Raw genomic sequence first — 24,580 nt, forward strand, 5'->3', positions numbered from 1 at the left:
ATTTCAAAGAAAATAAACAAATTCGCTTTGCTCCCTACGGTAGTTTTAACTACTTCAAGTTCAAAGGGTCAGGTTTTAACCTTCTCAACCAAATGGTCCCCCCGCAATACAATATATTAAATTTTAAAATACGACTTAATTATATACACAATATATATAATTGTAAAGCTTTATTCTAAATTATATTCCACCTTAAAATTTAAATTCTATTGGATAACACTACTGTATCTTTAAACATTTAGGACATATTCCATAAACCTTAACATCATAATTAACTATTTCAAATTTATAACTTTTCTTTAACTCATTTTCTATTAAATTTAGATTAAAATCTTTTACAGCAAATATTTCTCCACACTTTGTACATATAAAGTGGGGATGCTGATACTTATCGTTCATGTCTATTAATTCATATCTTACTCCATTTTCATCATTATCAAATTTACGTACTATATTTGCATCTTCAAATATATGCATAGTTCTATAAATTGTTGCTATACCCATATTAGGATAATCCTTTTTAATAATATTGTAAATTTCTTCTGATGTCAGTTGGCTATGTTCATTTTTAATAACAGTATCCAGTATTTTTTCTCTTTGAAGCGTTACCTTGTAACCTTTTTCTTTTAACGTAGTTTTAAATTCGTCTAATAAATTCATAATACTCATCCCTATTTAAATTAATTATAGTTAAAATTTATCTCTCCCATCAAAATCATAATTGTGCGTATGATGAAAATGTCTATGATGATGTTCTCTACAATGATGAAAATTTTTATAATCATTATTATTGTCATTTTCCAATCCTAAACATAATTTTTTAATTAATACAAAAAATTGCTCTTTCTCTTCTTCTGTTAGTGCACTAAAAAATTTTTCTTCAAATTCGTCTTTGGTTTTCTCTATATGTTCAACAATTTTTTTACCTTCATCAGTTAAATGAATATGACTCACACGTTGATCCTTTTGATCCTGTTTTCGAAAAATGAAACCATTATTTTCAAGCTTACTAAGCATTTCTGTCATTGACGATGGTCTAACATCCAATTTTTTTGCTAATTCTTTTTGACTAGCACCATCGTTTCCAGAAACCTCTGCAAGTAACTTTGCTTGACCATGATAAATTACACCTTTCATGCAATAATCTTTATGTGCGGCACGATGCATTTGTTTTACCAAATTATGTAGAGCATGGTATAAGTTATTTAAATCTATACTTGCCATAAATTTTTTCTCCTTCTCCCTAAAACAAGTTAGGTACCTAACTTGTTTTTAGTATATCAGCCATATAATTAAAAGTCAACAAAAAGATTAGGTACCTAATCTTCTTTATAAAAAAATAACTGTGAATACCATAATTATAAGTTCTCCACAGTTATTTTTAGTAAGTTATGATATTTATAGTTACCTTAAAATCTGCATTTCCTCCATAAATCTATTGTTTCGCTAAGCATATATTTCATCCTTATAAAAAAGCAAAGAGTAAAAGATAATATCAACTAATCCTTTACTCTTTGCTTTTTTAATACCTTATCTCTCCAAGTATTTCTCTTTGAACTTTTTCAACATCTGGTACATAGCTCTTCAATAATTTCATATTTCCTTTAAAGATATAATTACCTGTACCTGCAGGAATTAAAATACTATCTCCATAATTTACAACTTCACTTTTACTGTTGTTTTGTCCATAAAAAATTTTTCCTTCACCATCAACACAAGTAAATATATAAAATCTCTCTTCATCACTTTTCTCTGCAAGTTCATCCTTAAAATCATATAACTCTAGCGAAAAATCTCTTCCAAGACATAAATATGTTTTTTCATATCCATCTTTTTTAATCTTTATTCCTTCACTTTTTTTACCGCGAAGACTTAAATCTATTACATCAAGTGCTTTTTTTACATGTATTTCTCTTCCTCTATTGTAATCAGAAACTCTATATGTAGTATCGCTATTCTGCTGAATTTCTGCTACTATGACACCTTCACCTATAGCATGAATCATACCACTTCTTACTAGATATACATCACCCTTCTTAACAGGGATTTTATTCATATATTCATCAAGCTGATCTTTTTCAAGTGCTTCTTTAAGTTGTTCCTTCGTACAATTTCCTTTTGTTCCAACTACTAAATTAGCACCTTCAAATGCCTCAACAACATACCAAACTTCAGTTTTACCCATATCACCTTCTACTTTTTTTGCATACTCATCATTTGGATGAACTTGAACTGAAAGTTTGTCCTTAGCATTTATTAGTTTTATAAGAAGAGGAAACCAATCTGAACTTATCTTTGTTCCTATAAGTTCACTCCCCTTTTCCTTTATTAAATCATCAAGCCTTTTTCCTTTAAATTCTCCATTTGCTACAATGCTAGTTCCATTTTTATGGCAAGCAACATCCCAGCTCTCTCCTATATTTCCAGCTGGAAGATTATCTCTAAACTGCTCTAGATCTCTTCCACCCCATATTTTTTCGTAATATAAATTTTCAAATTTTAATGGATACATCTTAGCAACCTCCGTATTATATTTAATTTATGCTTATATAAGTCCTATACTTTCACTTATCAATACATATACTTTTAAATTTAAATAGCTTATCATTTGTTTTTTCTAATTTATATATAGGACATCCTATTGTATTATGCGCTAATTTTTTTATAGTTTCAACGTTTTCACCTTTGCAGTTCAATCCCAAGTAAAGTGCACTTGGCCTTATTGGAAATTCAACCTTGTTATGTATTTTTTCATCCTTAAGTATTATTCTCCATTCCTTTTCATAATTCCAGCTTATATGCTTTATCTGCATCATAAAAAAAAGCATGTATGCAGCATCTTCTGTTTTATCATTAATTAAATCCTTTAAAATGTCAGTTATATCATATCTTTCTGTTTGATATACTACAGGAAATAAATACTTCGAAAATCTATTTGTATAATTAATTTTAGAAAAATCATATTCCGCACACATGCCCTCATGATTTCCCGCATAGTGTGTCCACATAGGCATACTATTAATTTCCTCAGAAAAGCAAGAAATCTTAACATCTGTTTTAAAGGAATCAATTAATTTCGTCACATTAATGCCCTTTAAGTGTTTTTTTATTTCTCCTTCATCAAAGCATATTCCACATGAATCAAAAGGATCATTAAAATCATCTGGATTTGAAAACCAAAGTTCATTATTTATAAGTGTATTTATTTTTTCTTCATCTATAACCTCATATTTATATAATCTTTTAGGAAAGTTATCGTATTTTAATTTATATGCTTCATCCTTTTTTCCTGCAAAAAATAATCTTTTATATTCCTCTATCCATTCCAAAATATTTTACTCCTTACCGTGAATTAATATTTATTTTTTCCATAATCAAGTTCTATTATTAATTGGGGCTATAGAATTAATAATAGAAAAATAGTATAATTATTGTGTATAATCCAATAACTAGGAGGAATTTAAATTGATAAATCTAAAAAAGCCGACTCTTCTTTTTTCAGCAATATGTGCTGCTATTTTACTATTAGCTACTCCAAAATCAGCAATGGCTGCAAATAGAGATTTCTATGATATTTCCAAAACTCCACCTATACTTTATAGTAATGCAGATCTTCAATCTGAAGAATCAAAATTAGATGCTTTAATAACAGCCACAGAAGATCATCCAACATTTATGGTATATGAATTTAGCGGTCAGTATTATAACTACGCAAAATTATTTGCTAACTATCAAATTGCACATAATTCTGGACAAAGTCCAACACAAGCATTTATATTTGCATTAGAAAATACAATACCTCTTCCTGCACCAAAAAAATAAAAGTGAAAAGGACATTCCTTTCCACTTTTATTAATTCTAAGCTAAATCTCTTTTATAATTTTCTCTACAATTAAAGGTTCATCCATAGCAGAAGACATTATAGCAAGCCCCTTAGCCCCAGCTTTAATTACATCTCTTGCATTTTTTTCACTAATGCCCCCAATGGCAATTACAGGCACAGTTACTTTTGTTACGATTTTCCTAATATAATTTAATCCTTTTCCTTTTACCCCCGGCTTACAAGCTGTTTCATATACATTTCCGCAAAGCAAATATGCTGCGCCATTTTTTTCAGCTTCAATTGCCTCTTCCAAGCTGTGAACCGATACTCCCGTTTTTATATTAATTTTTTCTTGTCTCATGAAACTCTCAAAGCCTGTATGATATGCATAAGCATCAATTTCTTCAGCTACCCTTAAACTTCCATTGACAATCAACCTAGCATTATATCTTTCCGTAATAACTTTTACTTTGTGAGCTAATTTATAAAGTTCATGATATTTAAGATCTTTTTCTCTTAAAATTATATTTTTAGCACCATATTGAAGTGCTTTTTCAAGTCTATCACATAAGCTTCCCTTTGCTACTAATTTTCTATTTGTAACAACATATATCATAGTGTACTTTGAAAATCCTTAAATACTGGGTTATATCCCAAACCCTTTATTGCATCATAAACTTCCTTAACACTTCTTTTATCATTTGTATCAAACTGACCTTCCCCTTTATCCTTACATGAATGTCCTCCAACTTCCGTAGATACACCTGCTGACATCTTTGTTACTCCTATAGGAATAAGACTATCTCTAAATTTAGCCGGTTCCCTTGTAGTTATATTTGTACCTGCTCTTGGTAAAAACAGCTTGTATGCTAAAATCACTTGTACAATATTTTTATCATTAACCTCATATATGTCACTAAAGCTTCCTGCATGTGGCCTTATTCTAGGTGCAGACATTGATATCTCAACACCTGGAAATTTATTTTGAATATAAGCAGCATGAAGTCCTGTAAAAAATGCCTCACTTCTCCATTTATATAATCCAAGAAGCGCTCCTGTTCCTATTGAATGAATCCCTGCCCTACATACTCTTTCCGGTGCATCAAGTCTAAATTTAAAATTCTTTTTAGGTCCACTCAAATGAACCTTATCGTATTTTTCTTCATTATAAGTTTCTTGATAAATTGTAAGACTATCTGCTCCTGCAGCAACAAGTTCCTTATATTCGTCAACTTCTAACGGGTATATTTCTATACATATAGAACTGAAATATTTCTTTAATATTTTTATAGCATCTCTTATATACGTTACTGGTGTATGAAACTTTGATTCTCCAGTTAAAACTATTATATTTCTCATGCCAGACTCATATATAGCTTTAGCTTCCTTTTCTATTTCTTCAAAAGTAAGCTGCTTTCTTGATATTTTATTTGTTACATTATAACCACAGTACGCACAGCCATTTACACAGTAATTTGCAATATACATTGGTGTATATAGTACTACTGTTTTTCCAAAATTCCTCAAGGATAATTTCCTCACCTTTTGAGCTAGAGGTTCTAGGTAACTTTCTGCTGCTGGAGATAAAAGTCTTAAAAAATCAATTTCGTCTACATTATCCTTGCACAGAATTTTTTCTATATCACTTTCCCTTGTCTTAGAAAAAAAATCTTCAAAATCAAATTCTTTATACTCCTGTAATTTTTCATAAAAACTCATTTTTACACTTCCTATCTTAAAAATCCAGTAAGTGGTGATGAAGCCTCAGCATATTCTCTTTCAGCACCAAGTTTCGCTGTATATGCTTTTCTTCCTGCTTCAACTGCAAGTGAAAATGCCTCTGCCATTAAAACAGGATTATCAGCTGTTGCTATAGCTGTATTTACAAGAACAGCATCAGCACCCATTTCCATAGCAAGTGCTGCATCTGATGGTTTACCTATTCCTGCATCAACAATTACAGGCACCTCATTTATTTCTTCTATTAAAATCTTTATCATTTCCTTAGTTCTAAGCCCTCTATTTGTTCCGATAGGCGCTCCAAGTGGCATTACCGCAGCTGCACCTGCACTAACGAGTCTTCTAGCATCCATTAAGTCCGGATTTATATATGGAAGTACAATAAAGCCTTCCTCTGCAAGTACTTCTGTTGCTTTTATAGTTTCATAATTATCTGGAAGTAAATATTTATTATCTGAGATAACTTCTATCTTAATCCAATTTCCACAGCCTACTGCTTTTGCAATTCTAGCAAGTCTTATTGCTTCTTCTGCGGTTCTAGCACCCGACGTATTTGGCAAAAGTATTAAATCTTTATTTACAAAATTAAGTATGTTATCATCTTCTGACGAAGTTTCATCTACCCTTCTAAGTGCAACAGTTATGACCTCCGCCTTTGATCTTTCCATTATCCTTGGAATTATTTCATTTGAGCTTAACTTACCTGTTCCAACGAAAAGTCTATTTTTAAGCTTAACTCCTCCTATGATAAGTTCCTCCATTTATAAACCCCTCCTATTTTTCATTCATTATTATTCTAAGCACTGCATTTGCCTCATGATTTGCCGCTATAGAAACTCTTGGTGACATAAGTCCGTTCCCTGGCTGTGCACCATTTTCTCTATCTCCAACTAAATAAAACCTATCATTTATTTTAGTTGTACATATTGTATTGCTGGAAAAATATCCAGCCATGCCTGAAGCTGCAACAATCTTTTTATCCTTCATTTTTGTAAGAACAGCATTTGTAAGTACTGCCTTTGAAACGGGATTATCGAAGGCTTCAATAATCATATCCACATCTTTAAAAATATCTACTACATTGCTTTCATCTATAAATGTATCTAAGGTTTCAACCTTTACAAAAGGATTGCACCAAGATATTATCTCTTTTAAGGCATCAGTTTTTTTCATACCTATGTGTTTCACAAAATACTGCTGTCTATTTAAATTACTTGGTTCAACTACATCAAAGTCAACTAATAAAAGCCTTCCAATACCTATTCTTGCGAGCGATACCGCTGCATTTGATCCAAGCCCTCCAAGCCCAGCTACACCAACAGAAACCTTCTTAATCTTTTCGTGAACCTTAGGTGTATGCCTTGCCACAAGCTGCGCTTCCATTTCTTCTTTACTTGGAAGCTCACCTTTTTTTATAAGTACAACCCTATCCCCATCCTTTAAATAAATGTTCTTTTTCATAATGAATCCATTATATACGACTACATCTGCATCTTTTTTTATTTCCTCTTTAATGCTAAAAAGTGTACTTTTGCTTGAGATTTCTTTTATTTTTCCATTGACATAAACTTTCAATTTAGCCGCCTCCAACGAATCTTATTACTTCTACTTTTGATGCTGTAAACAGCTTTTTCTGACTATACTCATTTCTATCTATTATCTCTAAATCTACTTCTACGACTACCTTATCCCTATCAACCTTAATTTCATTTAGCAATTCTGTAACAGTAATACCCTGTTTAAAATCCATTTTCTTTCCATTTACTATCATTAAGTCACCTCTTTGCTTTTGATAAATAAGATTTCTAGTAAAATCAAAAAGAGAGAAACAAAAACTGTTTCCCTCATAATCTACTATTTTTAATATCATAAATACACAAATTCTGCGCAGAACTTTATGTTAAATATGAACTAACTATTCCCTACGTTGGCATTATCCAAATCAGGTTATGAGGGTCTGGAATCACATTCCACTCTCAGCCTGTCAACAGGCTCCCCAGTTGCGATATTAAATTTTACATTTTTAATTTACCACATTAGGGAAAAAAATGCAACCAAATAGATTTGAAGTTTAAGTGTGATTCATCTTTATTACAAAATATTGTAATTTAAAACCAAATAGATTAATATTAATATATTGGTTGTTACTCGTCATAAATAAACCACTTCAACTATTGAAATTCATGTGCACCACAATTGCCATAAGATGGCATTGTGGTACAAATAACTTTCAAGTTTCAAGGTAGTTTATCTTTAAACACAGTTGATTAGATATATAATTTTAGATTACGTACTTTTCTCTAAAAATAAATTTTATATCTTTAAAAGCTATTTTTATTCGATAATTTATGGTTAAGGGAGGAAATAGTATGGTTAGTTTTGGTACAAAATCTGAAACACTTGAATATTTATCTACAGTTATTGTTAACGCTAAAATTATTCCTCAAATACGTTTAACAGTAAGTGAATGGATTAACAATAGCAAAAAAATAATTTCTTTAGTTAAAGAAAAAAATTGGATTGATCTTCCGCTAATAGTAAGGAGTAGCTCCATGTCTGAAGATAATTCAATCCATTCATTAGCTGGATGCTTTCTTTCAATTTCAAATGTTATTGGTGAAAATCAAATATGCGATGCAATTACAAAGGTTATAGATTCTTACAAGGGTTTAAATTTAAAGGATCAAGTTTTTATTCAGCCTATGCTAAAAAAAGTAAGAATGAGCGGTGTTGCTTTTAGCAAGGATCCTAATTCTTGTGGTGACTACATTGTTATAAACTATGATGATTATACCTACACTACAGATTCAGTAACCTCTGGTAAAACTAATAATTTAAAAACATTTTATTACTATAAACATTCAAAAACAGTTCCTAACATTGACAAAAATCTTCTTCGCGTTATAAATTTAATCAGTGAACTTGAAGCTTTATTTTCTACAGACTCCTTAGATATTGAATTTGCTTTTGATGATGCTTACGACTTATACCTTTTTCAAGTAAGACCACTTATTGTAAACTTAGCCAACGAAACTAACAAAAATAAAGAATTTATTTACGAATTAAGAAAGAAAATATCCCAACTAAATTTAAGGCATCCTTATTTATATGGAAATAAAACTATTTATGGTGTAATGGCTGATTGGAATCCTGCTGAAATGATAGGCATTAAACCAAAACCGCTAGCGCTATCCCTTTATAAAAAAATAATTACAGATGAGATTTGGGCCTATCAAAGAAATAACTATGGATATAAAAATGTTATAGGTTTTCCATTATTAATAGATTTTTACGGGCTGCCATATATAGACTTACGAATAAGCTTCAACTCATTTTTACCAGCTAATCTATCAAAAAATCTGTGTGAAAAATTGGTTGATTATTATATAGATGCTCTTATAAAGCATCCTAACTATCATGATAAAATTGAATTTAAAATAGTATTCTCGTGTTACACCTTTGATACAGAAAAAAGGCTCAGTAAGCTTTTATGTAAAGGTTTTAACAAAAATGAATGTAAAGAGTTAAGTGAAAGCCTTCAAAAACTAACCAATAATATCATAAATGGAAGTAATCAGCTATGGAAAAATGATATTAAAAAAATTATGGAATTAAAAGATCGTAGAGAATCAATTTATAATAGTAATTTAGATTTAATTTCTAAAATATACTGGTTACTTAAAGACTGCAGCCTATATGGCGCTCTTCCATTCGCAGGATTGGCACGATGTGGATTCATAGCTATAGAATTATTAAATTCCATGGTTGACAATGGAATCTTATCTCAATACGAGTATCAATGCTTTATGAAATCACTTAATACTGTAAGTTCTAACATTCGATATGATTTTAACCATATAAGTAAACAAGAATTTTTAAACAAATATGGTCACTTGAGACCAGGAACATATGATATTCTTTCTTCAAGATATGATGAAAATCCCGAATTATACTTTGATTGGAATACTGTAAGCAGCAAAAAAAATTACGATAATGCGAACTTTGAGCTATCTTCAACTCAAATGACCAAAATAGATAAACTACTAAAAGCACATAATTTAAATTTTAATTGTACTGAATTATTTGATTTTATTAAAAGTTCTATAGAATTTAGAGAATATTCGAAATTTATTTTCACACATAATTTAAGCGATGCTCTTTCACTATTCAAACAACTTAGCCTAGAAAATAATTTTACAGCTGAAGATTGTTCCTATGCAAATATTAATTGTATAAATGAATTATATTCTTCAAGTCAAAATATAAGATTAACTCTAGCTAATAGCATAAATGAAGGTAAGAAAAAGTATGAGACTACAAAACAAGTTATACTTCCTTCACTTATAGTTAATTGTGATGATGTTTTAGCGTTTCATGTTCCAATGTCGGAGCCTAATTTTATTACACAAAAATCAGTGATATCAAAAATTGAGAGCATAAATAATTCTAAACAAAATCTTAAGAACAGCATATTAATGATTCCGAATGCGGACCCAGGATATGATTGGATATTTTTGCATGACATTGCCGGATTTATTACAATGTATGGTGGAATAAATTCTCACATGGCAATAAGAGCCGGAGAACTTGGTATTCCTGCAGTTATTGGCGCTGGTGAAACTTTATATAACAAATGGTCCACTGCAAACATCCTAAAGATAGATTGTGCTAATAAACAAGTTACAATAATAAGATAAAAAAACAAATTAAAGAGTAGAGTAAATGATGTTCAGAAAAGCTGACAATATATAAGTTTTAAGATTTACCTAAGAAAAACAAAAAATAAATCCACATTCACTCTACTCTTTACCCTGTTTTACAGATAATTTTCTACTACCATCCATTTCACAGCATCTAAAAGATTCTTAGCTAAATAATCAATTTGTACATTTTTTTCGTTATCTTTATTTGCTTTCAAAGAATCTGCTCCAACACCAGTTCTTACTAAAATTTTATGTGCATATACCTTTTCAGCTGCCTGCATATCAGTTAATCTATCTCCAATTATCATACACTGTGAAAAATCTAATTTATATTCATCTGATGCTTTTAACAATAATCCCGTTTCAGGTTTTCTACAACTGCAGTGTTGACTAGGACTATGAGGGCATATATATACATTGTCCAATCCAAAGCCTAATAACTCTTCTACAAAGTTTCCAAGCGTAGCTTTTCCAAGCGAAATTCCCGGTTGATTGGTAAATGCAAAAATTTTTACTTTGTGATGTTTAAGGATTTTAAAGGCCTCTTTTGTAAATGAATATAATTTAAAATCTCCAGGATAAATTACCTCACTGCCTCCCCCCATAGTTCCATCTCTATCAATAAATACTGCTTTAATCTTATTTTCCATAACTGTACCTCTTATTACCATATTTTAAAATTATCTATTTCTCTATGAAAAATGATAAACATACATTTCCACATATAACTTAACTTGCAAATGCATTAATTTCATTTTGCTTACACTTATTATTATATTACAATTGAACTCCATAATCTATACTTTTGATATTATTATATTAAAGGTACACATAATATGGTATATTTATTTACATTATTTTATCAATTTATTAATTTAATTTTTTGCAAAAACTCCATAACTAATGAACATCATATTTTTTATGGTATAATATTAAAAAACTCTCTAGAGGAGCTAGCTATGAATACAAATGATAGAATAAATTTAATATTGAGAAATGACAAATTCAATAAATATCTTAATAAAAATGAAAGTTTAGAAAAACATAGAGAATTTTGCCATCACAACATAAATCACTTTTTAGATGTTGCTAGAATTGCATACATAATATCACTTGAAGAGAAACTAAATTTAAAAAAGGATATAATTTATGCTGCCGCACTTCTACACGACATTGGCAAATGGCAGCAGTATGAAAGTAATATTCCTCACAACGAGGCAAGTGCAAAACTTGCTGTAGAAATCTTGAAAGTCTCTAATTTTAATGATTCGGAAATAAACTTAGTAACTAATGCAATAAAAAATCACAGAAAGAAAACTGAAGCTTCAACTTTAAGTTCAATACTTTATAAAAGCGATAAGCTCTCAAGAAACTGCTTCAACTGTAAAGCCATAAAAAAATGCAATTGGAGTGATGATAAAAAAAATTTCATTATAACTTATTGAGGTGAAAATATGATAATTGGAAATAAAAATTTTATTATAGGAAAAAGAACTTATATAATGGGAATTTTAAATGTAACCCCTGACTCATTCTCTGATGGCGGAAAATTCAACAGTATAGAGTCTGCATTAAAACACGCAAAACAAATGATTGATGAAGGTGCAGATATAATAGATATTGGAGGAGAATCTACAAGGCCATCTCATACCCCTGTTAGCCTGGAGGATGAAATTAAACGAGTTGTTCCTGTAATTGAAGTTCTGTCTAAAGAATTTGATATTCCTATATCTATAGATACCTACAAGGGTAAAACTGCAGAACTTGCAATAAAAGCTGGTGCCAATCTTATAAACGACGTTTGGGGTTTTAAGAAGGATCCTTATATAGCAGAGGTTGCTGCAAAATATAATGTTCCATGCTGCCTTATGCACAACAGGGATAACAGAAACTATAAAAATTTAGTTGATGATGTAATATACGATCTCAGAGAAAGTATAGCTATAGCTTTAAATGCTGGAGTTCAAGAGGAAAATATAATTGTAGATCCTGGCATTGGCTTTGCAAAGGATTTTGATGAAAATCTAATTTTAATGAATAACCTTGAAAAACTTAAAGTTCTTGGATATCCTATTCTCTTAGGTACATCTAGAAAATCAACTATAGGTAAAATACTTGATTTGCCACCAGAAGAAAGGGTTGAAGGAACAGCAGCCACATCTGTTATAGGTGTAATGAAGGGCTGCGATTTTGTAAGAGTTCATGATGTTCTTGAAAACAAGAGAGAATGCATGGTTGCCGATGCCATAGTAAGGAGATAATAGCTTGGATAAAATAATTATAAAAGATTTAGAAATATTTGCACATCATGGTGTTTTAAAAGAAGAGAAAAATTTAGGGCAAAAATTTTTATTGTCTTTTGAGCTCCTGCTTGATTTAGAAAAAGCTAGTACCGAAGATAACTTAAACGAAACAGTAAATTATGCAAAGCTTTGTATAGATATTGAAAATGAGTTTAAAAGAACAAAATATGACCTTATAGAAACCGCTGCTGAAAAAACTGCAGGATATATTTTAGTACATTATCCTATGATAAAATCAGTAAAACTAACTTTAAAAAAACCTTGGGCTCCAATTTTAAAAACAGTAAACTATGTTGCTGTTCAAATAGAACGCTCTTGGCATACTGTATACATTGCCCTTGGTTCTAATCTCGGAGATAAGAAAAAGAACTTAAATGATGCTTTAAATTTAATTGATAAAAATCAATTATGCCACATAAACAAAGTTTCAAATTTTTATGAAACTGCACCTGTAGGTTATTTAGATCAGGATGATTTTATAAATGGAGCGGCTGAAATTGAAACTTTAATGTCACCTTTAAAATTAATGGATTTTCTTCTTGAAGTTGAAAAAAAGCTTAAAAGAGAAAGAAAAATACACTGGGGACCAAGAACAATTGATTTAGATATACTTTTATATGATAGCATTGTAACAGAAGATGAACACATACTAGTACCTCATCCAAGAATGCATGAAAGGCTTTTTGTATTAGAACCTTTATGCGACATAGCTCCATATAAAATGCATCCATTATTGAATGAACGCATAATTGACATAAAAAATAAAATCAAAAAATAATAGTAGCTTAGTAATAAAAAAACAATTGACTTGTCCTAGTTAAGACAAATCAATTGTTTTTAATTACAACCTCAAAGCACTACCAATTATTTTCTTTTGCCAAAAGCTTATAGTTTGCATACTAAGCTAGCTACTAAGAATAAATATGACATATATAGACTCCCTCTACTTTTTTATTCACTAATTGTCTTTCTGGTCTTTATAAGCATAATACCAAATAAAATCTTTATGATGCCATCTATAATTCCAAAGTAATAAAAGTTAACACTTGGTTCAAGCATTCCAACTAATGCATTTATTGCTAAAGGAATTGATAAAACTAAAAGAAGTTTTCCATGAACAATTGAAAATGGAATAAAATGAATTGCTGTTGCAAGCAAGGCTCCAAGCCATATCATCCTATAGTTATAAGTAGCAAAATACCTTCCTGATATTAATGACATAAGTACAAACATAAATAGTATAGATATTCCGGATATTTTATTTTGAAATTTTGAGTTTTCTCCAAGAGAAAAATGCTTTTTTACAAACTTACTTTTAAGCATCATAAACATACCAAAACTATACCCTACTCCAAACACCAGTGGATTCAGGCAATTACTCCCACCAATAATAGTACCCAATATAATTACAGCCCCAATCCATATAAGCCATATACCACAGCGTCCTTTATTTAAAAAGTTTAATTTTTCATTATATCCTAATTTACAAAGTAATGTTTCCATCCTTAAATCCCCTCACTCATTTAATTTATGAGTTTATTATACAAAGATTTTTTATGTGCCACCATTGAACTAAGTCATAATTTTAATCTTGGTAAGCATTACTTTTGTCATAAGTATAGGATTTTGTGGAGTAATATTGATTGGGAATATTAGATAATGCCACTATAGATATACCAGGCAACTATTAAAATTCATTTACACCATAATGACGAGAAGACGGCATTTGGGTACAAATGAATTTTAAGTTTCACAATGGTTTATCATTATAAAGATTCACACCAAAATTCCGTAGAGACGGAGGAATTTTTCTGTTGTACTACTGTGAGAGGTAAGTAACAATGCTGGAGGAATGATTCTTCAACCTTAGATTTATAGAATTTCTTTAATGTGACGAAGCATTGTTACTTAGCGGTTTCTCGAAATTGTATTGCTCCTGCTGCAAAGAACACTCCTGCAAATAAGATTAATATCAAAAGCTTTGGGATAATGTTATAAACACCAACATTTCTAATTGTTATATCATTCAATGCAGATATCGCCCAATTTTGTGGTGTAAAATATGATATCTTCTTTATTATTGCTGGTAGATTTGGAATTTGATCTAAAGGCATAAAGCTTCCACCAAGAGCACAAGTTAATGTAACTACAATAGATACTACTGGTGCTATCTGATCTTCACTTTTAGCCCATCTTGCTGCCACAAGACCTGCACCTAAAACTACCAAGTCAAGTGTCAAAAACACTAACATTACTGCAAACAAAGACTTTCCCCAATACATATTGAATACAAATTTTGTTATAATAACAAGTGTTAAAGACTGCATAAATAAAAGCATAAACATTGCTAAAAATATGGAACCTGCTATCTTTGAATTTGTATTTGGTGTAGATAAACTTCTTAAAAGTATTTTTTCTTTTTTTAAAGAATACAAATCTATAACAATGTACATCATGGAATACATTAAAAAACTTACAATTAGATTTGTGGATACTGTTCCTGCCACACTTCTAAGGGTGCTATTTGATACATTTTCTGAAGATACGGTAACATATTCCTTATTAAAATCACTTTTCATATCCCTATCAAATTTACTTTTATCTATAGCGATTCCAGCTTTTATAATTTCACTAGAAGTTCTGTATAAAACCATTCTTTTCCCTATATATGCATTTATTTGATTTACAACTGAAGAATCCATATTTCCACTTGCTGCTTTTAAAATTTCAACTGATGGCTTTTTGCTGTCCCTTATACTTTCTGTAAAATCTCTTGGAATTATCAAAACAATTCCCTCTATATTCTTCTTTATTTTAATTTTTGCATCTTCACTGGCAATCCTATGCACTTCAAAATTTTCTTTTTCTAACCTTTCGCACAGTCCGTTTCCCTCTAATCCACTATCGTTATTTACGACGCCAATACTTATTGACACCTCTGATTTAACACCACCTAGTAAAAATGCTACAAGACAAACTACAGCTGTTGGCATTAAGATTGTAAGCAATAATCCTCTTTTACTTTGAATAACAAGCCTTTTTAAATGTAACAATGCCATATATATCATATCAATTCCTCCATTTTAGCCGTAAATTTTATTTTTTTTACACGCCATTAAAGTTCCTATTATAATAGCAATTGCACCTGCAATAAAAATTATGCTTAGGTTTAAAGTAATACTAGCTAGTCCGTTTCCTAGCATTAAATTGTTATATGCATTGCCAATCCAATAATTCAATGTAAATTTCATAAAATTAAATTTAAGTGAAGCATCATCAATATAGTAAAAAGCTCCTCCAAAGAAAGCCAATAACATTATAATCGGTCCGCAAATCATATTTAAGGTTTTTGTGCTTTTAAATATATTCATCACTACTGCTGCTATTCCTGTTAATAAAAATGCTTGAAGTACAATCATAGTCAAAATTTCAATTATATTTTTATCCCATACATTTCCCAGGATATAATTTATAATTATATAAGTTGATATAAATAAAGTAGATATTCCAAAGGTTAGTACTAACTTTTCAACATAAACTTTAAAATAAGTTGCACTGGTAGACATAAGTCTATTTATAGTTCCATCTTGAACTTCTCTAATCATCATTGTAACTGGTATGAGCAAAATATAAAATTCAATAAAAGCAAGCATAGATGCCGCAAAATATTGTTTTGCTGTGATCTTTTTGTCAAGCTTTATATTGCTAATCTTTGAATAATTATCTGTACTGAGTTTTACTATATTAGGTATTATCCTATACGATATTTCATTAATTTTTCTAGGACTACCAATATCATTTTTTAAAGTTTCTGTGACCATGCTGTTATTATTTATAACATCTAAGTAGGATTTTATTATCCCATATACTATTTCGGTCTCATTTCCAGCGGTCAGAGACTTAATCATTTTAATATCTGCTTTTTTTCCACCTTGAACTTTATTAGAAAAGTCTTTGGGTATTTCTATAGCTGCATCAATTTTACTATCTTTAAGCTTCTTCTTTAAAACATCCATATTGGTTTCAGTATTAAAATCTATAAACTTTTTAAGCTTATCATTCTTAAAAATATCCTCAATACCTTTAGAATAATTGCTTTTATCCTCATCAATAAATGCAACTTTAATCTTTGTCAAATTTCTATCTGGGTTAACCTGCTTTTGATACAAAAATCCATATATAAACGACAATGCTATTGGAAATACTAATATTAAAAGTATATGCAACTTTACACTAGCTGCAAACTTTTTTAAATCCTTTATTATCATAGCTTTAAACATATTATTTCCTCCTAATCTCTAAGACTTTTTCCAGTCAAATTTAAAAATACATTTTCAAGACTAGGTGCTTCCATATTTATATTTTTTATTTTCACCCCGAATTTAATAAGCTTTTCAATAACATAATTTAAACTTTCGCTGGAATCTTTTAACACTAAATTTATTTCTTTTGATGAATAAGTTACTTTCCTAACTCCATCTATTTCTTTAAGCTTAATTCCCATTTCCTCTTTATAACCCTCAACAGAAATTTTTGCATTTTCCTCATCTGTAACCATTCTCTTTATATCTTCCTTAGTACCATGAGCTATTACCTTACCTTCGTCCATTATAGCAAGTTTGCTGCAGATGTGTTCTGCTTCTTCCATATAGTGAGTTGTGTAAATTATTGTTGTTCCAAGCTCCTTATTTAAGTTCATTGTATACTCAAGTATATGATTTCTAGATTGAGGATCTATACCCACTGTTGGCTCATCCATAATTATTACTTGTGGATGATGCATAACTGCTGCTGCTATATTAAGCCTTCTTTTCATTCCACCAGAATAAGTTTTTACCTTTTGTTTTATTTTTTCATTAAGTCCAGCCGCTTCGACAACCTCTTCTATTCTTTCCTTAAGTTTGCCTCCTCTAAGCTTATACATGCTTCCCCAAAACTTTAAGTTATCATAGCCTGATAAATCCTCATAAAGACATATATCCTGTGGAACAAGTCCTATGTATTCCTTTGCCTTAACTTTTTCCTTATCTATATCATAATTTCCTATCTTAATTATTCCCTTATCCTTTTTTACAAGTCCGCATATCATTGATATTAAAGTTGATTTACCCGCACCATTAGGTCCGAGTAAACCAAATATTTCTCCTTCTTCAATGTCTATATTTATATTATCAACAACTAACTTATCATCATATCTTTTAGTGGCATTTGCTATTTCTACAATATTCATTTTAAAACTCCTTCCATCTTCAACCTACATGCTTATTATACAGGGAATTTTAATATACCACCATTGAGGTAGGTCATGAATTTTATATATAGACATTACTTTTGTCATATATAAAAATAAAAAGTGAAAAAACTCACTTTTTATTTTGTACATTATTCAATAAAATTGACTTTCAGAGGATTTCTATCAACTAGTCTCTGAAATTTGTATTTAGGATATCCAACCATAACAGCACCAGTTACCACTTTACCTTTTGGAATATTAATTAAATTCAACAAAGGTTCACACTCTGCAAACGCACACATTTCAAATAATCCCGCCCAACAACTTCCTAGACCTAAAGCTGTGGCAAAAAGCTCCATATAGGTAAACTGTGAAATTGTATTTTGTCTACCATTCTTAAAATCCTTAGAAGCAATCCCTAAAATCAAGCTAGGTGCATCCCTAAGTATTATATCATTTCCATTCTCCTTGTAATCTTGAACATGGGCAGAAAAGCTCCAGTAACCTGATGATTTATTTACTTCTTCTTCCATCCATTTCATAACAATTTCCGTTAATCTTCCAAGCAATTCTTTATTTTGAATAATAATATATGAAATTCCTTGGCTATTACTTGCCGTAGGAGCAAGCCTTGCAATATCAACTAGCCTTGTAAGCTTTTCTTTTTCTACAGGGATATCTTTATAACAGCGAATTGATCTACGTGATCTAAGAAATTCTTCTGCTAATTTTTCATCTAGAACAGGAAACTTTTCTATTTTAATTTGCTCTTCTAAAGGAGCTTTAATATTATCAATCGCACTATTAGGACATACTGAAGTACATTGTCCACAACCTATACAAATTTTTTCAGAATTTTCGTCTATTCCATTCTTCTCCATATGTAAAAATTTTGTTGGACATACCTTTGTACACATTCCACATTTAATACATCTTTCTTTTTCTATTTTAATTAATTCCACTATCTACACCTCATTTTACTTGAAATTTGTATAAGAAAACCTCTTACGTTATAATAATACACATCAATGTAAAACCTAACAAGTACGCACTTACAAGTGGCATAGTAACCATTTGTATACTATTTGAGGAGATGTTTCTAATGATAAGCTATAAAAATACCGAATATCAATGTTCCATGGAATTAACTTTAGATATAATAGGAGGAAAGTGGAAACCAGTTATTCTTTGGTATTTGAGCAGAAGTACTTTAAGATTTGGAGAATTAAAAAAGAAAATGCCTAAAATAACACAAAAAATGCTCACACAACAGCTTAAATCGCTTGAAGAAAATGGACTTATTAACAGAGTTGTATACAACGAAATACCGCCTAGAGTAGAATATTCCCTTACTGATACTGGAAAAACTCTTGTTCCTATTTTAGAAAATCTATCCGAATGGGCTCATGAATATATAAATTCAAATGAATCACAATATATATAGTCAACTTGAAACTTTGAAATGATTAATACCAAATTTATTCTGTAAATCTAAGGTTTTGCTTAGAGTACAAGGTAAATCCACCTTCACTGTGCTCTGTACTCTGTCAGTTGCACTGTGAGTTAAATTCCAGTTTAACAAGATAACTTGGTATTATTATTTTTAATCTTACATATTGTCTATCTATTTCAAAGAACAAATTAATGGTAACAACTATATTGTTTAAATATTTAGTTGGTTACAAAGATTCTCGCCTAAAATTCAGTAGGTACGGAGGAATTTTTTCATTGTACCACCGTAGAGGCTAAGTAACAATGCTAAAGGAACGATTTAAAAAAGTCCTAATAAATCTTGGTTCAAAAATTGTAAAATACTTAGATATTTCAATTATCTGAGCGTTTTTTCAGCAAGTAAACAGGCACGAAGTTTGAGCTAATATATAGATGACTAATACAAGTTAAAGAAGGATAATGGGATTACATCCCAACCCCCGTATATGATCGTTATCCTTCTATACCTCAAGCAAGCACTCGCTTAGAATCACCACTTAGATTTATAGAAATTATTTAACGAGACAAAGCATTGTTACTTATCCATATCATACTTATACAGCTTGTATTTTTTTATTAATGCTATAAGCTGATTTGCATAGTTTGGATCTGTTGCATAACCTGCCGCTTGAATTGCTTCTGCTTGTGCTTCATAATTAGGTGCTGTAAATACTCCATGCTGTGTATAAATGCTGTTTTTCTTTAAAAAATTTGTGTGATCTTCAATACTTTCATCCCAATTATCATAAGCACGAAAAGTTGCCACTTCAACTACATCTTTTCCATTATAATTTTCTTTTGTTGGCATTTGTATTGTCCTGCCTGTCCAATATTTATTAGCCTTTATACCAAATAGATTGTTAGCTTTCTTTGTTAACTTAGAGCTGCCTGTACCACTTTCCAGCATTGCCTGCGCTAAAGTAATTGAAGCAAATATTTTATCCTGCTTATAAACCTCTTTTGCATATGGTGCAATAGTATTAATAAACTTTTTTCTTGCAATTGCTATTTTATCTACTGGATTTACATTTTGTTTGTTACTATGTGAATGTGTAATTATAAAACATAACATTAGTAATAAAATAACACATATTATTACTGCAACTGCTCTTATATTTATTGTTTTCTTCTTTAAACTTAACTTAAAATTCAACATCTACAATTATCCCCTTAAATATCAATATACTGCATACCATTTCATTGCAACCAAAAACAGAAGATAATCATTCCTTATCTCCAACTAAATTATTCTTTAAAATTTACAGAATAAAAGGCTTACTTAAAAATAGCATAATAAAATTTTCATGTTCTTATAATATTATAGCACACCATTTTTATAATATGTAGTCTGAACAATAGCAATAGAAGACCTAATAACTCTAGCATGATTACTTCTAGTACACACATTTATAAGCACAAAATAAAATGATGTATAATTTTTAATAGTAAAACCAAAATTTATCTATCATCCTACTCTATGCCTTCAATCTTTATGAATAACTTGTAAAACTTTATAAATTTAGCCTTTTATGTTTTTTATCTTTATATATTTTTTAAGTACCACACATCGCAAGCATAATGTTCAGTTTCAATCAAAGGCTTGTCTAATTCAATAAATCCATTCTTTTTATAAAATTTATTAGCTGCAACCATATTTTCGAAGGTTTCAAGATAGCATTTTTCATAGTACACACTGGCAAACTCTAAAGCTATATCAAGCAATTTTTTTGCAACACCGCTGCCCCTTGCTTCTTTTAATGAATACATTTTCTGAAGTTCACATACATTTTCTGCACCAACTAAAGGTCCAATGCCACAACCAGCCACTACTTTATTGTCTTTTTCTACAACCCAATATTTAGATTTTTCATTTTGATAAACCTCATAAAAGCATCCCAAATTAGGGTCAGTCCAAGCACATCCCGGCTTATTTGCACCAAATTCTATTAAGCACGATCTAATGAGTGCTTCAACTTCTGCATTATCTTTCTTTTGTATTTCTCTTATTAACATTATTGTTCCTCCAAATTCCGATTAATTTGTTTTAATTAATTGACTTATTGATTACTTCAGCAAGCTCTGCATCTATATTTTAGTGTCTCGTAGCATTGAATATAATTTTCTAGATACTTTAAATTTTGACTTTATATTATATACGTTTACGTAAGCGATTTCAATACTTTTAACATTTTGTTAATATATTATTAATCATTTATTAATAATTCAAAACGATTTCCCCTTTGCATTTTATTAAATTTTAATATAGCATAAAAGTGTAATAAAAATAATTTTGGAGGTTGATCATATGAAAAAAATTTTAAAGGATATATTTAATTTTGAAAATTTTAAACTTGGAATGTTAATGAGTAATTTGTCTAATAATCCAGACCCTTTAGTAATTTCTTATTTAAAAAATCGAATATACAATGAGAATGAGGTTAATAAAAATTCAAATAATAAAAAAGCTGCATAATTTGTTTAAAACAAACAATGCAGTTTTTTTATTATATAATTATTGTCTTATGTATTCACATTTCGTTTTAAATCTCTACCTTCACATTATATTTCATATTTATAAAAATGCTCTATTTATTTCTATACTTGCCGTTTCTATTACAAAAATACTATCTCTTTATATTCTAATTACATTCCTTTTCTCAATTACAATATATATTGAAACTAGCTCAACTACAAACTATTTATCCACCGTAATTCCCTGAAAATTGATATTTCAAAACATAAATAGTTTAAGTTTCAGAGTGATTTATCTTTAATAAACTGCAACAAAAAACATTAATTTTTATCATTGACATAATTTAGACATTTTGCTATACTGAACGTGTTCAAAATATATTCAAAGGAGTCATCACAATGAATTCTAAAGATACCGATGCTAAGAAAAAAATAATAAAAGTAACCATGGATATATTAAATGAAGTAGATGAACCAGATAAAATAACAATACGTCAAATTGCAGAACGAGCAAATGTAGGCGTTGGATTAATCAATTATCACTTTCAATCAAAAGAAAACTTACTTTACAAAGCTGTTTCTGATACCATGAGTGAACTAGCAGAAGACTTACAAAAATCAAAAAATGACAAAATAGAAGATCCAATAGAAAAATTAAAAGCAATGCTTAAGGAACTTGTAGATTTTACCATGCATTACAATAAACTCAGCAGAATACTTATATCACACACTATGCAGCAAGGTAATATGCAGGTGCCACTTTACATATTGCCAATAATAAGAGAAATATACGGCAGTGCAAAGAATGAAATTGAAATGAGAATAATTGCTCTGGAAATAATATCAACACTTCAGGTCATTTATATAAGTTCGGAAGATTTTCAACTATACACTGGCATGGACATTAGCAATAAAACACAAAGAGATACGCTTATTGATACTATAGTAAATAATATTATTAAATAAAAATGGAGGGTTTCAAATGAAAATAATATCTTTATCAGTAGGAATATTAACTGTTCTCCTCCTCTTATCAACATTAATCTGCGGTTCATGGATTAAAGCTAAAGGGCTTACAAATGATACTAACTCCTTAGCTTTTCATGCAAAAATAGGAATTGCATCAGTTGTATTTGGAGCACTTTCTGCTATTCTTTTAATTATCCAAGTTATAAAACATTAATTATTTTATTTAAAACACTATGAGCATATTTCGGAGGTGCTAATTATGAAAATATTGGTAATAATAGGTAGTCCAAAAGGAAAAGGAAATACCTATAATGCAGTAAAAAAAATTGAAGAACAAATTACCAAATTAGATACAGCTGTTGAATTCGAATATTTATTACTTAAAACTACTAATCTTCAAACATGCAAAGGCTGCTTCCAATGCCTAAAAAAAGGAGAAGAATTCTGTCCTATAAAAGATGAGCAAAAACAAATTGAAGATAAAATGATGAATTCAGATGGTGTTATATTTGCTACCCCTGTATATGTTTATAATGTTTCTTGGATTATGAAAAATTTTATAGATCGCTTTGCCTATATATCTCACCGCCCACATTTCAATGGTAAACATGCTATGGTCATTGCTACTACCGGTGCTGTAGGTTTAAAATTTGTATTAAGTCTGCTTTCCTTTGAAGTAGGTACATGGGGCTTTTCTGTAACACAAAAATTAGGAGTTATATGTCCACCTGGTAAAGTTCAAGATAATGATGCTAAAAAGCTATACAAAAATACAGAAAAACATATGATTAAAGCTTCAAAGGCATTTTATAATTCTCTTTCAACTAATTCACCAATTAAACCTAGTTTTATCAAACTTATAAGTTTTAATCTTCAGAAATATGCTTTTTTTAGTGCAGATAAAACCCTTGCAGATTATAAATACTGGGAAAATAAAGGTTGGTTAAAAAATAACGCCGAATACTACTACCCTGTAAAAACAAACTTTATAAAAAAATTAATCTGCAAACTTATAGTAAAAGTATGGTACTTAAACACGCCAAGACCTTCCGATTTGAAAGCTAACTAATCATTTTTTCATCATATTCATTCCAAGCTTTGTAACGACATTTCTTGGAATGAATCTCACAATCCAAGTCATGACTTTATTACTCATTCCTGTAACAACTACTGATTTATTATTCATCAAAGCTTTATATCCAATTTCTGCTACATCACCAGGACTTAAAAGTTTACCTCTAAAAAGTTTTATATTTTCAATATTAGCTCTTTTAGCAAAGTTAGTATTTGTAGCACCAGGGCAAAGTGTAGTAACTGTTACCCCCGTTCCTTTTAATTCTTCTCTTATTCCCTCTGAAAAATGCAACACAAAGGCTTTAGAAGCACAATATACCGAATTTAACGGACAAGGCTGAAAAGAACCTGTAGATCCTAAATTAAGTATTTTGCCCTCTCCCCTTTTAACCATACCTTTAACATACAATCCAGTTAATTTTGTAAGTGAAAGCATGTTTAAATACATCATATTTAAAGTCTCATCTATATCGGCCTGGTGAAAATCACCATATACTTGTACTCCTGCATTATTGACCAAAACATCAATTTGTATTAAATTTTTCTCTGTATAATTAAATATCTCATCTGCTGATAATGGTCCTGATAAATTTTTTGCAATATTAATAATCTTTACTTTATTATTTTCCTTTAAAACTATTGCTTTAGCTTTTTCAAGTCTTTCCGTATTTTGAGAAACCATAACTAAGTTGTAATTACTTCTAGCAAATATTTTGCAAAGCTCTAAACCAATTCCACTTGATGCTCCTGTAATTAATGCTGTTTTATTCAT

The 24,580-nt window shown here is 29.9% G+C and carries 28 protein-coding genes and 2 riboswitches; of the genes, 10 read left to right on the forward strand and 18 right to left on the reverse strand.

Going from position 1 to position 24,580, the window contains the following annotated elements:
* Positions 1–14 precede the first annotated feature (14 nt).
* A riboswitch (TPP riboswitch) is annotated at positions 15–113 on the reverse strand.
* Positions 114–219: 106 nt separating this feature from the next.
* The 4 genes from ACJDT4_RS09060 to ACJDT4_RS09075 form a co-directional block, all read right to left on the reverse strand.
* Positions 220–660 (reverse strand): Fur family transcriptional regulator, encoded by a 441-nt coding sequence (locus ACJDT4_RS09060; RefSeq protein ID WP_406787234.1) that lies wholly within the window; start codon positions 658–660, stop codon positions 220–222.
* Positions 661–690: 30 nt separating this feature from the next.
* Positions 691–1,224, reverse strand: a complete 534-nt coding sequence (locus tag ACJDT4_RS09065) for a MarR family winged helix-turn-helix transcriptional regulator (protein WP_406787235.1) — start codon at positions 1,222–1,224, stop codon at positions 691–693.
* A 298-nt stretch (positions 1,225–1,522) separates the two neighbouring features.
* The gene (locus ACJDT4_RS09070; protein WP_406787236.1) at positions 1,523–2,512 is read right to left on the reverse strand and encodes a type I phosphomannose isomerase catalytic subunit; all 990 of its coding nucleotides are present in this window, start codon (positions 2,510–2,512) and stop codon (positions 1,523–1,525) included.
* 52 nt (positions 2,513–2,564) lie between these two features.
* Positions 2,565–3,329, reverse strand: coding sequence for a DUF2971 domain-containing protein (locus tag ACJDT4_RS09075; RefSeq protein WP_406787237.1), 765 nt, complete (start codon positions 3,327–3,329; stop codon positions 2,565–2,567).
* Between the two features lie 136 nt (positions 3,330–3,465).
* Here ACJDT4_RS09075 and ACJDT4_RS09080 point away from each other — a divergent pair, with 136 nt between their 5' ends.
* On the forward strand, positions 3,466–3,822 hold the full coding sequence (locus tag ACJDT4_RS09080) for a hypothetical protein (protein WP_406787238.1): 357 nt from the start codon (positions 3,466–3,468) through the stop codon (positions 3,820–3,822).
* A gap of 41 nt (positions 3,823–3,863) precedes the next feature.
* Here ACJDT4_RS09080 and ACJDT4_RS09085 read toward each other — a convergent pair whose 3' ends face one another.
* The 5 genes from ACJDT4_RS09085 to thiS are packed head-to-tail and all read right to left on the reverse strand — an operon-like array spanning position 3,864 to position 7,334.
* Entirely contained in the window at positions 3,864–4,439 is a 576-nt protein-coding gene (locus tag ACJDT4_RS09085; protein ID WP_406787239.1) for a thiamine phosphate synthase, read from the reverse strand.
* Positions 4,436–5,542: a 2-iminoacetate synthase ThiH gene (gene thiH / locus ACJDT4_RS09090; protein ID WP_406787240.1), complete on the reverse strand. Its 1,107-nt coding sequence runs from the start codon at positions 5,540–5,542 to the stop codon at positions 4,436–4,438. The genes ACJDT4_RS09085 and thiH overlap by 4 nt, the downstream gene beginning before the upstream one ends.
* Positions 5,543–5,553: 11 nt before the next feature.
* Entirely contained in the window at positions 5,554–6,324 is a 771-nt protein-coding gene (locus tag ACJDT4_RS09095) for a thiazole synthase (protein WP_406787241.1), read from the reverse strand.
* 13 nt (positions 6,325–6,337) lie between these two features.
* On the reverse strand, positions 6,338–7,138 hold the full coding sequence (gene thiF, locus ACJDT4_RS09100) for a sulfur carrier protein ThiS adenylyltransferase ThiF (RefSeq protein ID WP_406787242.1): 801 nt from the start codon (positions 7,136–7,138) through the stop codon (positions 6,338–6,340).
* Between the two features lies 1 nt (position 7,139).
* On the reverse strand, positions 7,140–7,334 hold the full coding sequence (gene thiS, locus ACJDT4_RS09105; RefSeq protein WP_406787243.1) for a sulfur carrier protein ThiS: 195 nt from the start codon (positions 7,332–7,334) through the stop codon (positions 7,140–7,142).
* 131 nt (positions 7,335–7,465) lie between these two features.
* Positions 7,466–7,572, reverse strand: a riboswitch (TPP riboswitch).
* Positions 7,573–7,932: 360 nt separating this feature from the next.
* Here thiS and ACJDT4_RS09110 point away from each other — a divergent pair.
* Positions 7,933–10,260: a PEP/pyruvate-binding domain-containing protein gene (locus tag ACJDT4_RS09110; RefSeq protein WP_406787244.1), complete on the forward strand. Its 2,328-nt coding sequence runs from the start codon at positions 7,933–7,935 to the stop codon at positions 10,258–10,260.
* A gap of 119 nt (positions 10,261–10,379) precedes the next feature.
* On the opposite strand, the gene ACJDT4_RS09115 is transcribed toward ACJDT4_RS09110, so the two are convergent.
* Positions 10,380–10,916, reverse strand: a complete 537-nt coding sequence (locus ACJDT4_RS09115; RefSeq protein ID WP_406787245.1) for an HAD-IIIA family hydrolase — start codon at positions 10,914–10,916, stop codon at positions 10,380–10,382.
* Positions 10,917–11,225: 309 nt separating this feature from the next.
* Between ACJDT4_RS09115 and ACJDT4_RS09120 the strand changes: the two genes are divergently transcribed.
* The 3 genes from ACJDT4_RS09120 to folK are packed head-to-tail and all read left to right on the forward strand — an operon-like array spanning position 11,226 to position 13,347.
* The gene (locus tag ACJDT4_RS09120) at positions 11,226–11,711 is read left to right on the forward strand and encodes an HD domain-containing protein (protein WP_406787246.1); all 486 of its coding nucleotides are present in this window, start codon (positions 11,226–11,228) and stop codon (positions 11,709–11,711) included.
* 9 nt (positions 11,712–11,720) lie between these two features.
* Positions 11,721–12,527, forward strand: coding sequence for a dihydropteroate synthase (folP, locus tag ACJDT4_RS09125; RefSeq protein WP_406787247.1), 807 nt, complete (start codon positions 11,721–11,723; stop codon positions 12,525–12,527).
* Positions 12,528–12,531: 4 nt separating this feature from the next.
* Positions 12,532–13,347, forward strand: coding sequence for a 2-amino-4-hydroxy-6-hydroxymethyldihydropteridine diphosphokinase (gene folK, locus ACJDT4_RS09130; protein WP_406787248.1), 816 nt, complete (start codon positions 12,532–12,534; stop codon positions 13,345–13,347).
* Positions 13,348–13,520: 173 nt separating this feature from the next.
* Here folK and ACJDT4_RS09135 read toward each other — a convergent pair whose 3' ends face one another.
* From ACJDT4_RS09135 to ACJDT4_RS09155, 5 genes are all read right to left on the reverse strand, one after another.
* Positions 13,521–14,072: a DUF6609 family protein gene (locus ACJDT4_RS09135; protein ID WP_406787249.1), complete on the reverse strand. Its 552-nt coding sequence runs from the start codon at positions 14,070–14,072 to the stop codon at positions 13,521–13,523.
* A gap of 401 nt (positions 14,073–14,473) precedes the next feature.
* Positions 14,474–15,637: an ABC transporter permease gene (locus ACJDT4_RS09140; RefSeq protein ID WP_406787250.1), complete on the reverse strand. Its 1,164-nt coding sequence runs from the start codon at positions 15,635–15,637 to the stop codon at positions 14,474–14,476.
* Positions 15,638–15,652: 15 nt separating this feature from the next.
* Positions 15,653–16,849 carry an ABC transporter permease gene (locus ACJDT4_RS09145; protein WP_406787251.1) on the reverse strand — a complete coding sequence of 399 codons (1,197 nt, stop codon included), beginning with the start codon at positions 16,847–16,849 and terminating at the stop codon, positions 15,653–15,655.
* An 11-nt stretch (positions 16,850–16,860) separates the two neighbouring features.
* Positions 16,861–17,799 carry an ABC transporter ATP-binding protein gene (locus tag ACJDT4_RS09150; RefSeq protein WP_406787252.1) on the reverse strand — a complete coding sequence of 313 codons (939 nt, stop codon included), beginning with the start codon at positions 17,797–17,799 and terminating at the stop codon, positions 16,861–16,863.
* 152 nt (positions 17,800–17,951) lie between these two features.
* Positions 17,952–18,764, reverse strand: coding sequence for a nitroreductase family protein (locus ACJDT4_RS09155; protein WP_406787253.1), 813 nt, complete (start codon positions 18,762–18,764; stop codon positions 17,952–17,954).
* A 140-nt stretch (positions 18,765–18,904) separates the two neighbouring features.
* Here ACJDT4_RS09155 and ACJDT4_RS09160 point away from each other — a divergent pair, with 140 nt between their 5' ends.
* Positions 18,905–19,246: a winged helix-turn-helix transcriptional regulator gene (locus tag ACJDT4_RS09160; RefSeq protein ID WP_406787254.1), complete on the forward strand. Its 342-nt coding sequence runs from the start codon at positions 18,905–18,907 to the stop codon at positions 19,244–19,246.
* Positions 19,247–19,828: 582 nt separating this feature from the next.
* Here the strand turns inward: ACJDT4_RS09160 and ACJDT4_RS09165 are convergent.
* Both ACJDT4_RS09165 and ACJDT4_RS09170 read right to left on the reverse strand, forming a co-directional pair.
* On the reverse strand, positions 19,829–20,449 hold the full coding sequence (locus ACJDT4_RS09165) for a glycoside hydrolase family 73 protein (RefSeq protein ID WP_406787255.1): 621 nt from the start codon (positions 20,447–20,449) through the stop codon (positions 19,829–19,831).
* Between the two features lie 386 nt (positions 20,450–20,835).
* Complete coding sequence (locus ACJDT4_RS09170) at positions 20,836–21,306, reverse strand: GNAT family N-acetyltransferase (RefSeq protein WP_406787256.1); 471 nt, start codon at positions 21,304–21,306, stop codon at positions 20,836–20,838.
* Positions 21,307–21,598: 292 nt separating this feature from the next.
* Between ACJDT4_RS09170 and ACJDT4_RS09175 the strand changes: the two genes are divergently transcribed.
* The 4 genes from ACJDT4_RS09175 (at position 21,599) to ACJDT4_RS09190 (ending at position 23,803) form a co-directional block, all read left to right on the forward strand.
* Complete coding sequence (locus tag ACJDT4_RS09175) at positions 21,599–21,766, forward strand: hypothetical protein (protein WP_406787257.1); 168 nt, start codon at positions 21,599–21,601, stop codon at positions 21,764–21,766.
* Positions 21,767–22,164: 398 nt separating this feature from the next.
* Complete coding sequence (locus ACJDT4_RS09180; protein WP_406787258.1) at positions 22,165–22,731, forward strand: TetR/AcrR family transcriptional regulator; 567 nt, start codon at positions 22,165–22,167, stop codon at positions 22,729–22,731.
* Positions 22,732–22,747: 16 nt separating this feature from the next.
* A complete protein-coding gene (locus ACJDT4_RS09185; RefSeq protein WP_406787259.1) occupies positions 22,748–22,948 on the forward strand; it encodes a hypothetical protein in 201 nt (66 codons plus the stop codon).
* 45 nt (positions 22,949–22,993) lie between these two features.
* Positions 22,994–23,803, forward strand: a complete 810-nt coding sequence (locus ACJDT4_RS09190; protein WP_406787260.1) for a flavodoxin family protein — start codon at positions 22,994–22,996, stop codon at positions 23,801–23,803.
* On the opposite strand, the gene ACJDT4_RS09195 is transcribed toward ACJDT4_RS09190, so the two are convergent.
* A complete protein-coding gene (locus ACJDT4_RS09195) occupies positions 23,804–24,580 on the reverse strand; it encodes an SDR family NAD(P)-dependent oxidoreductase (RefSeq protein WP_406787261.1) in 777 nt (258 codons plus the stop codon).

Source organism: Clostridium neuense (assembly GCF_045310695.1).
GTDB classification, from domain to species: domain Bacteria; phylum Bacillota; class Clostridia; order Clostridiales; family Clostridiaceae; genus Clostridium_S; species Clostridium_S neuense.

Excerpts from the sequence above, each read along its gene's own strand:
- ACJDT4_RS09060 (WP_406787234.1), bottom strand. The coding sequence starts at position 660 with ATGAATTTATTAGACGAATTTAAAACTACGTTAAAAGAAAAAGGTTAC.
- ACJDT4_RS09065 (WP_406787235.1), bottom strand. The coding sequence starts at position 1,224 with ATGGCAAGTATAGATTTAAATAACTTATACCATGCTCTACATAATTTG.
- ACJDT4_RS09070 (WP_406787236.1), bottom strand. The coding sequence starts at position 2,512 with ATGTATCCATTAAAATTTGAAAATTTATATTACGAAAAAATATGGGGT.
- ACJDT4_RS09085 (WP_406787239.1), bottom strand. The coding sequence starts at position 4,439 with ATGATATATGTTGTTACAAATAGAAAATTAGTAGCAAAGGGAAGCTTA.
- thiH (WP_406787240.1), bottom strand. The coding sequence starts at position 5,542 with ATGAGTTTTTATGAAAAATTACAGGAGTATAAAGAATTTGATTTTGAA.
- ACJDT4_RS09095 (WP_406787241.1), bottom strand. The coding sequence starts at position 6,324 with ATGGAGGAACTTATCATAGGAGGAGTTAAGCTTAAAAATAGACTTTTC.
- thiS (WP_406787243.1), bottom strand. The coding sequence starts at position 7,334 with ATGATAGTAAATGGAAAGAAAATGGATTTTAAACAGGGTATTACTGTT.
- ACJDT4_RS09110 (WP_406787244.1), top strand. The coding sequence starts at position 7,933 with ATGGTTAGTTTTGGTACAAAATCTGAAACACTTGAATATTTATCTACA.
- ACJDT4_RS09115 (WP_406787245.1), bottom strand. The coding sequence starts at position 10,916 with ATGGAAAATAAGATTAAAGCAGTATTTATTGATAGAGATGGAACTATG.
- ACJDT4_RS09120 (WP_406787246.1), top strand. The coding sequence starts at position 11,226 with ATGAATACAAATGATAGAATAAATTTAATATTGAGAAATGACAAATTC.
- folP (WP_406787247.1), top strand. The coding sequence starts at position 11,721 with ATGATAATTGGAAATAAAAATTTTATTATAGGAAAAAGAACTTATATA.
- ACJDT4_RS09135 (WP_406787249.1), bottom strand. The coding sequence starts at position 14,072 with ATGGAAACATTACTTTGTAAATTAGGATATAATGAAAAATTAAACTTT.
- ACJDT4_RS09140 (WP_406787250.1), bottom strand. The coding sequence starts at position 15,637 with ATGATATATATGGCATTGTTACATTTAAAAAGGCTTGTTATTCAAAGT.
- ACJDT4_RS09145 (WP_406787251.1), bottom strand. The coding sequence starts at position 16,849 with ATGTTTAAAGCTATGATAATAAAGGATTTAAAAAAGTTTGCAGCTAGT.
- ACJDT4_RS09150 (WP_406787252.1), bottom strand. The coding sequence starts at position 17,799 with ATGAATATTGTAGAAATAGCAAATGCCACTAAAAGATATGATGATAAG.
- ACJDT4_RS09160 (WP_406787254.1), top strand. The coding sequence starts at position 18,905 with ATGATAAGCTATAAAAATACCGAATATCAATGTTCCATGGAATTAACT.
- ACJDT4_RS09165 (WP_406787255.1), bottom strand. The coding sequence starts at position 20,449 with ATGTTGAATTTTAAGTTAAGTTTAAAGAAGAAAACAATAAATATAAGA.
- ACJDT4_RS09170 (WP_406787256.1), bottom strand. The coding sequence starts at position 21,306 with ATGTTAATAAGAGAAATACAAAAGAAAGATAATGCAGAAGTTGAAGCA.
- ACJDT4_RS09175 (WP_406787257.1), top strand. The coding sequence starts at position 21,599 with ATGAAAAAAATTTTAAAGGATATATTTAATTTTGAAAATTTTAAACTT.
- ACJDT4_RS09180 (WP_406787258.1), top strand. The coding sequence starts at position 22,165 with ATGAATTCTAAAGATACCGATGCTAAGAAAAAAATAATAAAAGTAACC.
- ACJDT4_RS09185 (WP_406787259.1), top strand. The coding sequence starts at position 22,748 with ATGAAAATAATATCTTTATCAGTAGGAATATTAACTGTTCTCCTCCTC.
- ACJDT4_RS09190 (WP_406787260.1), top strand. The coding sequence starts at position 22,994 with ATGAAAATATTGGTAATAATAGGTAGTCCAAAAGGAAAAGGAAATACC.
- ACJDT4_RS09195 (WP_406787261.1), bottom strand. The coding sequence starts at position 24,580 with ATGAATAAAACAGCATTAATTACAGGAGCATCAAGTGGAATTGGTTTA.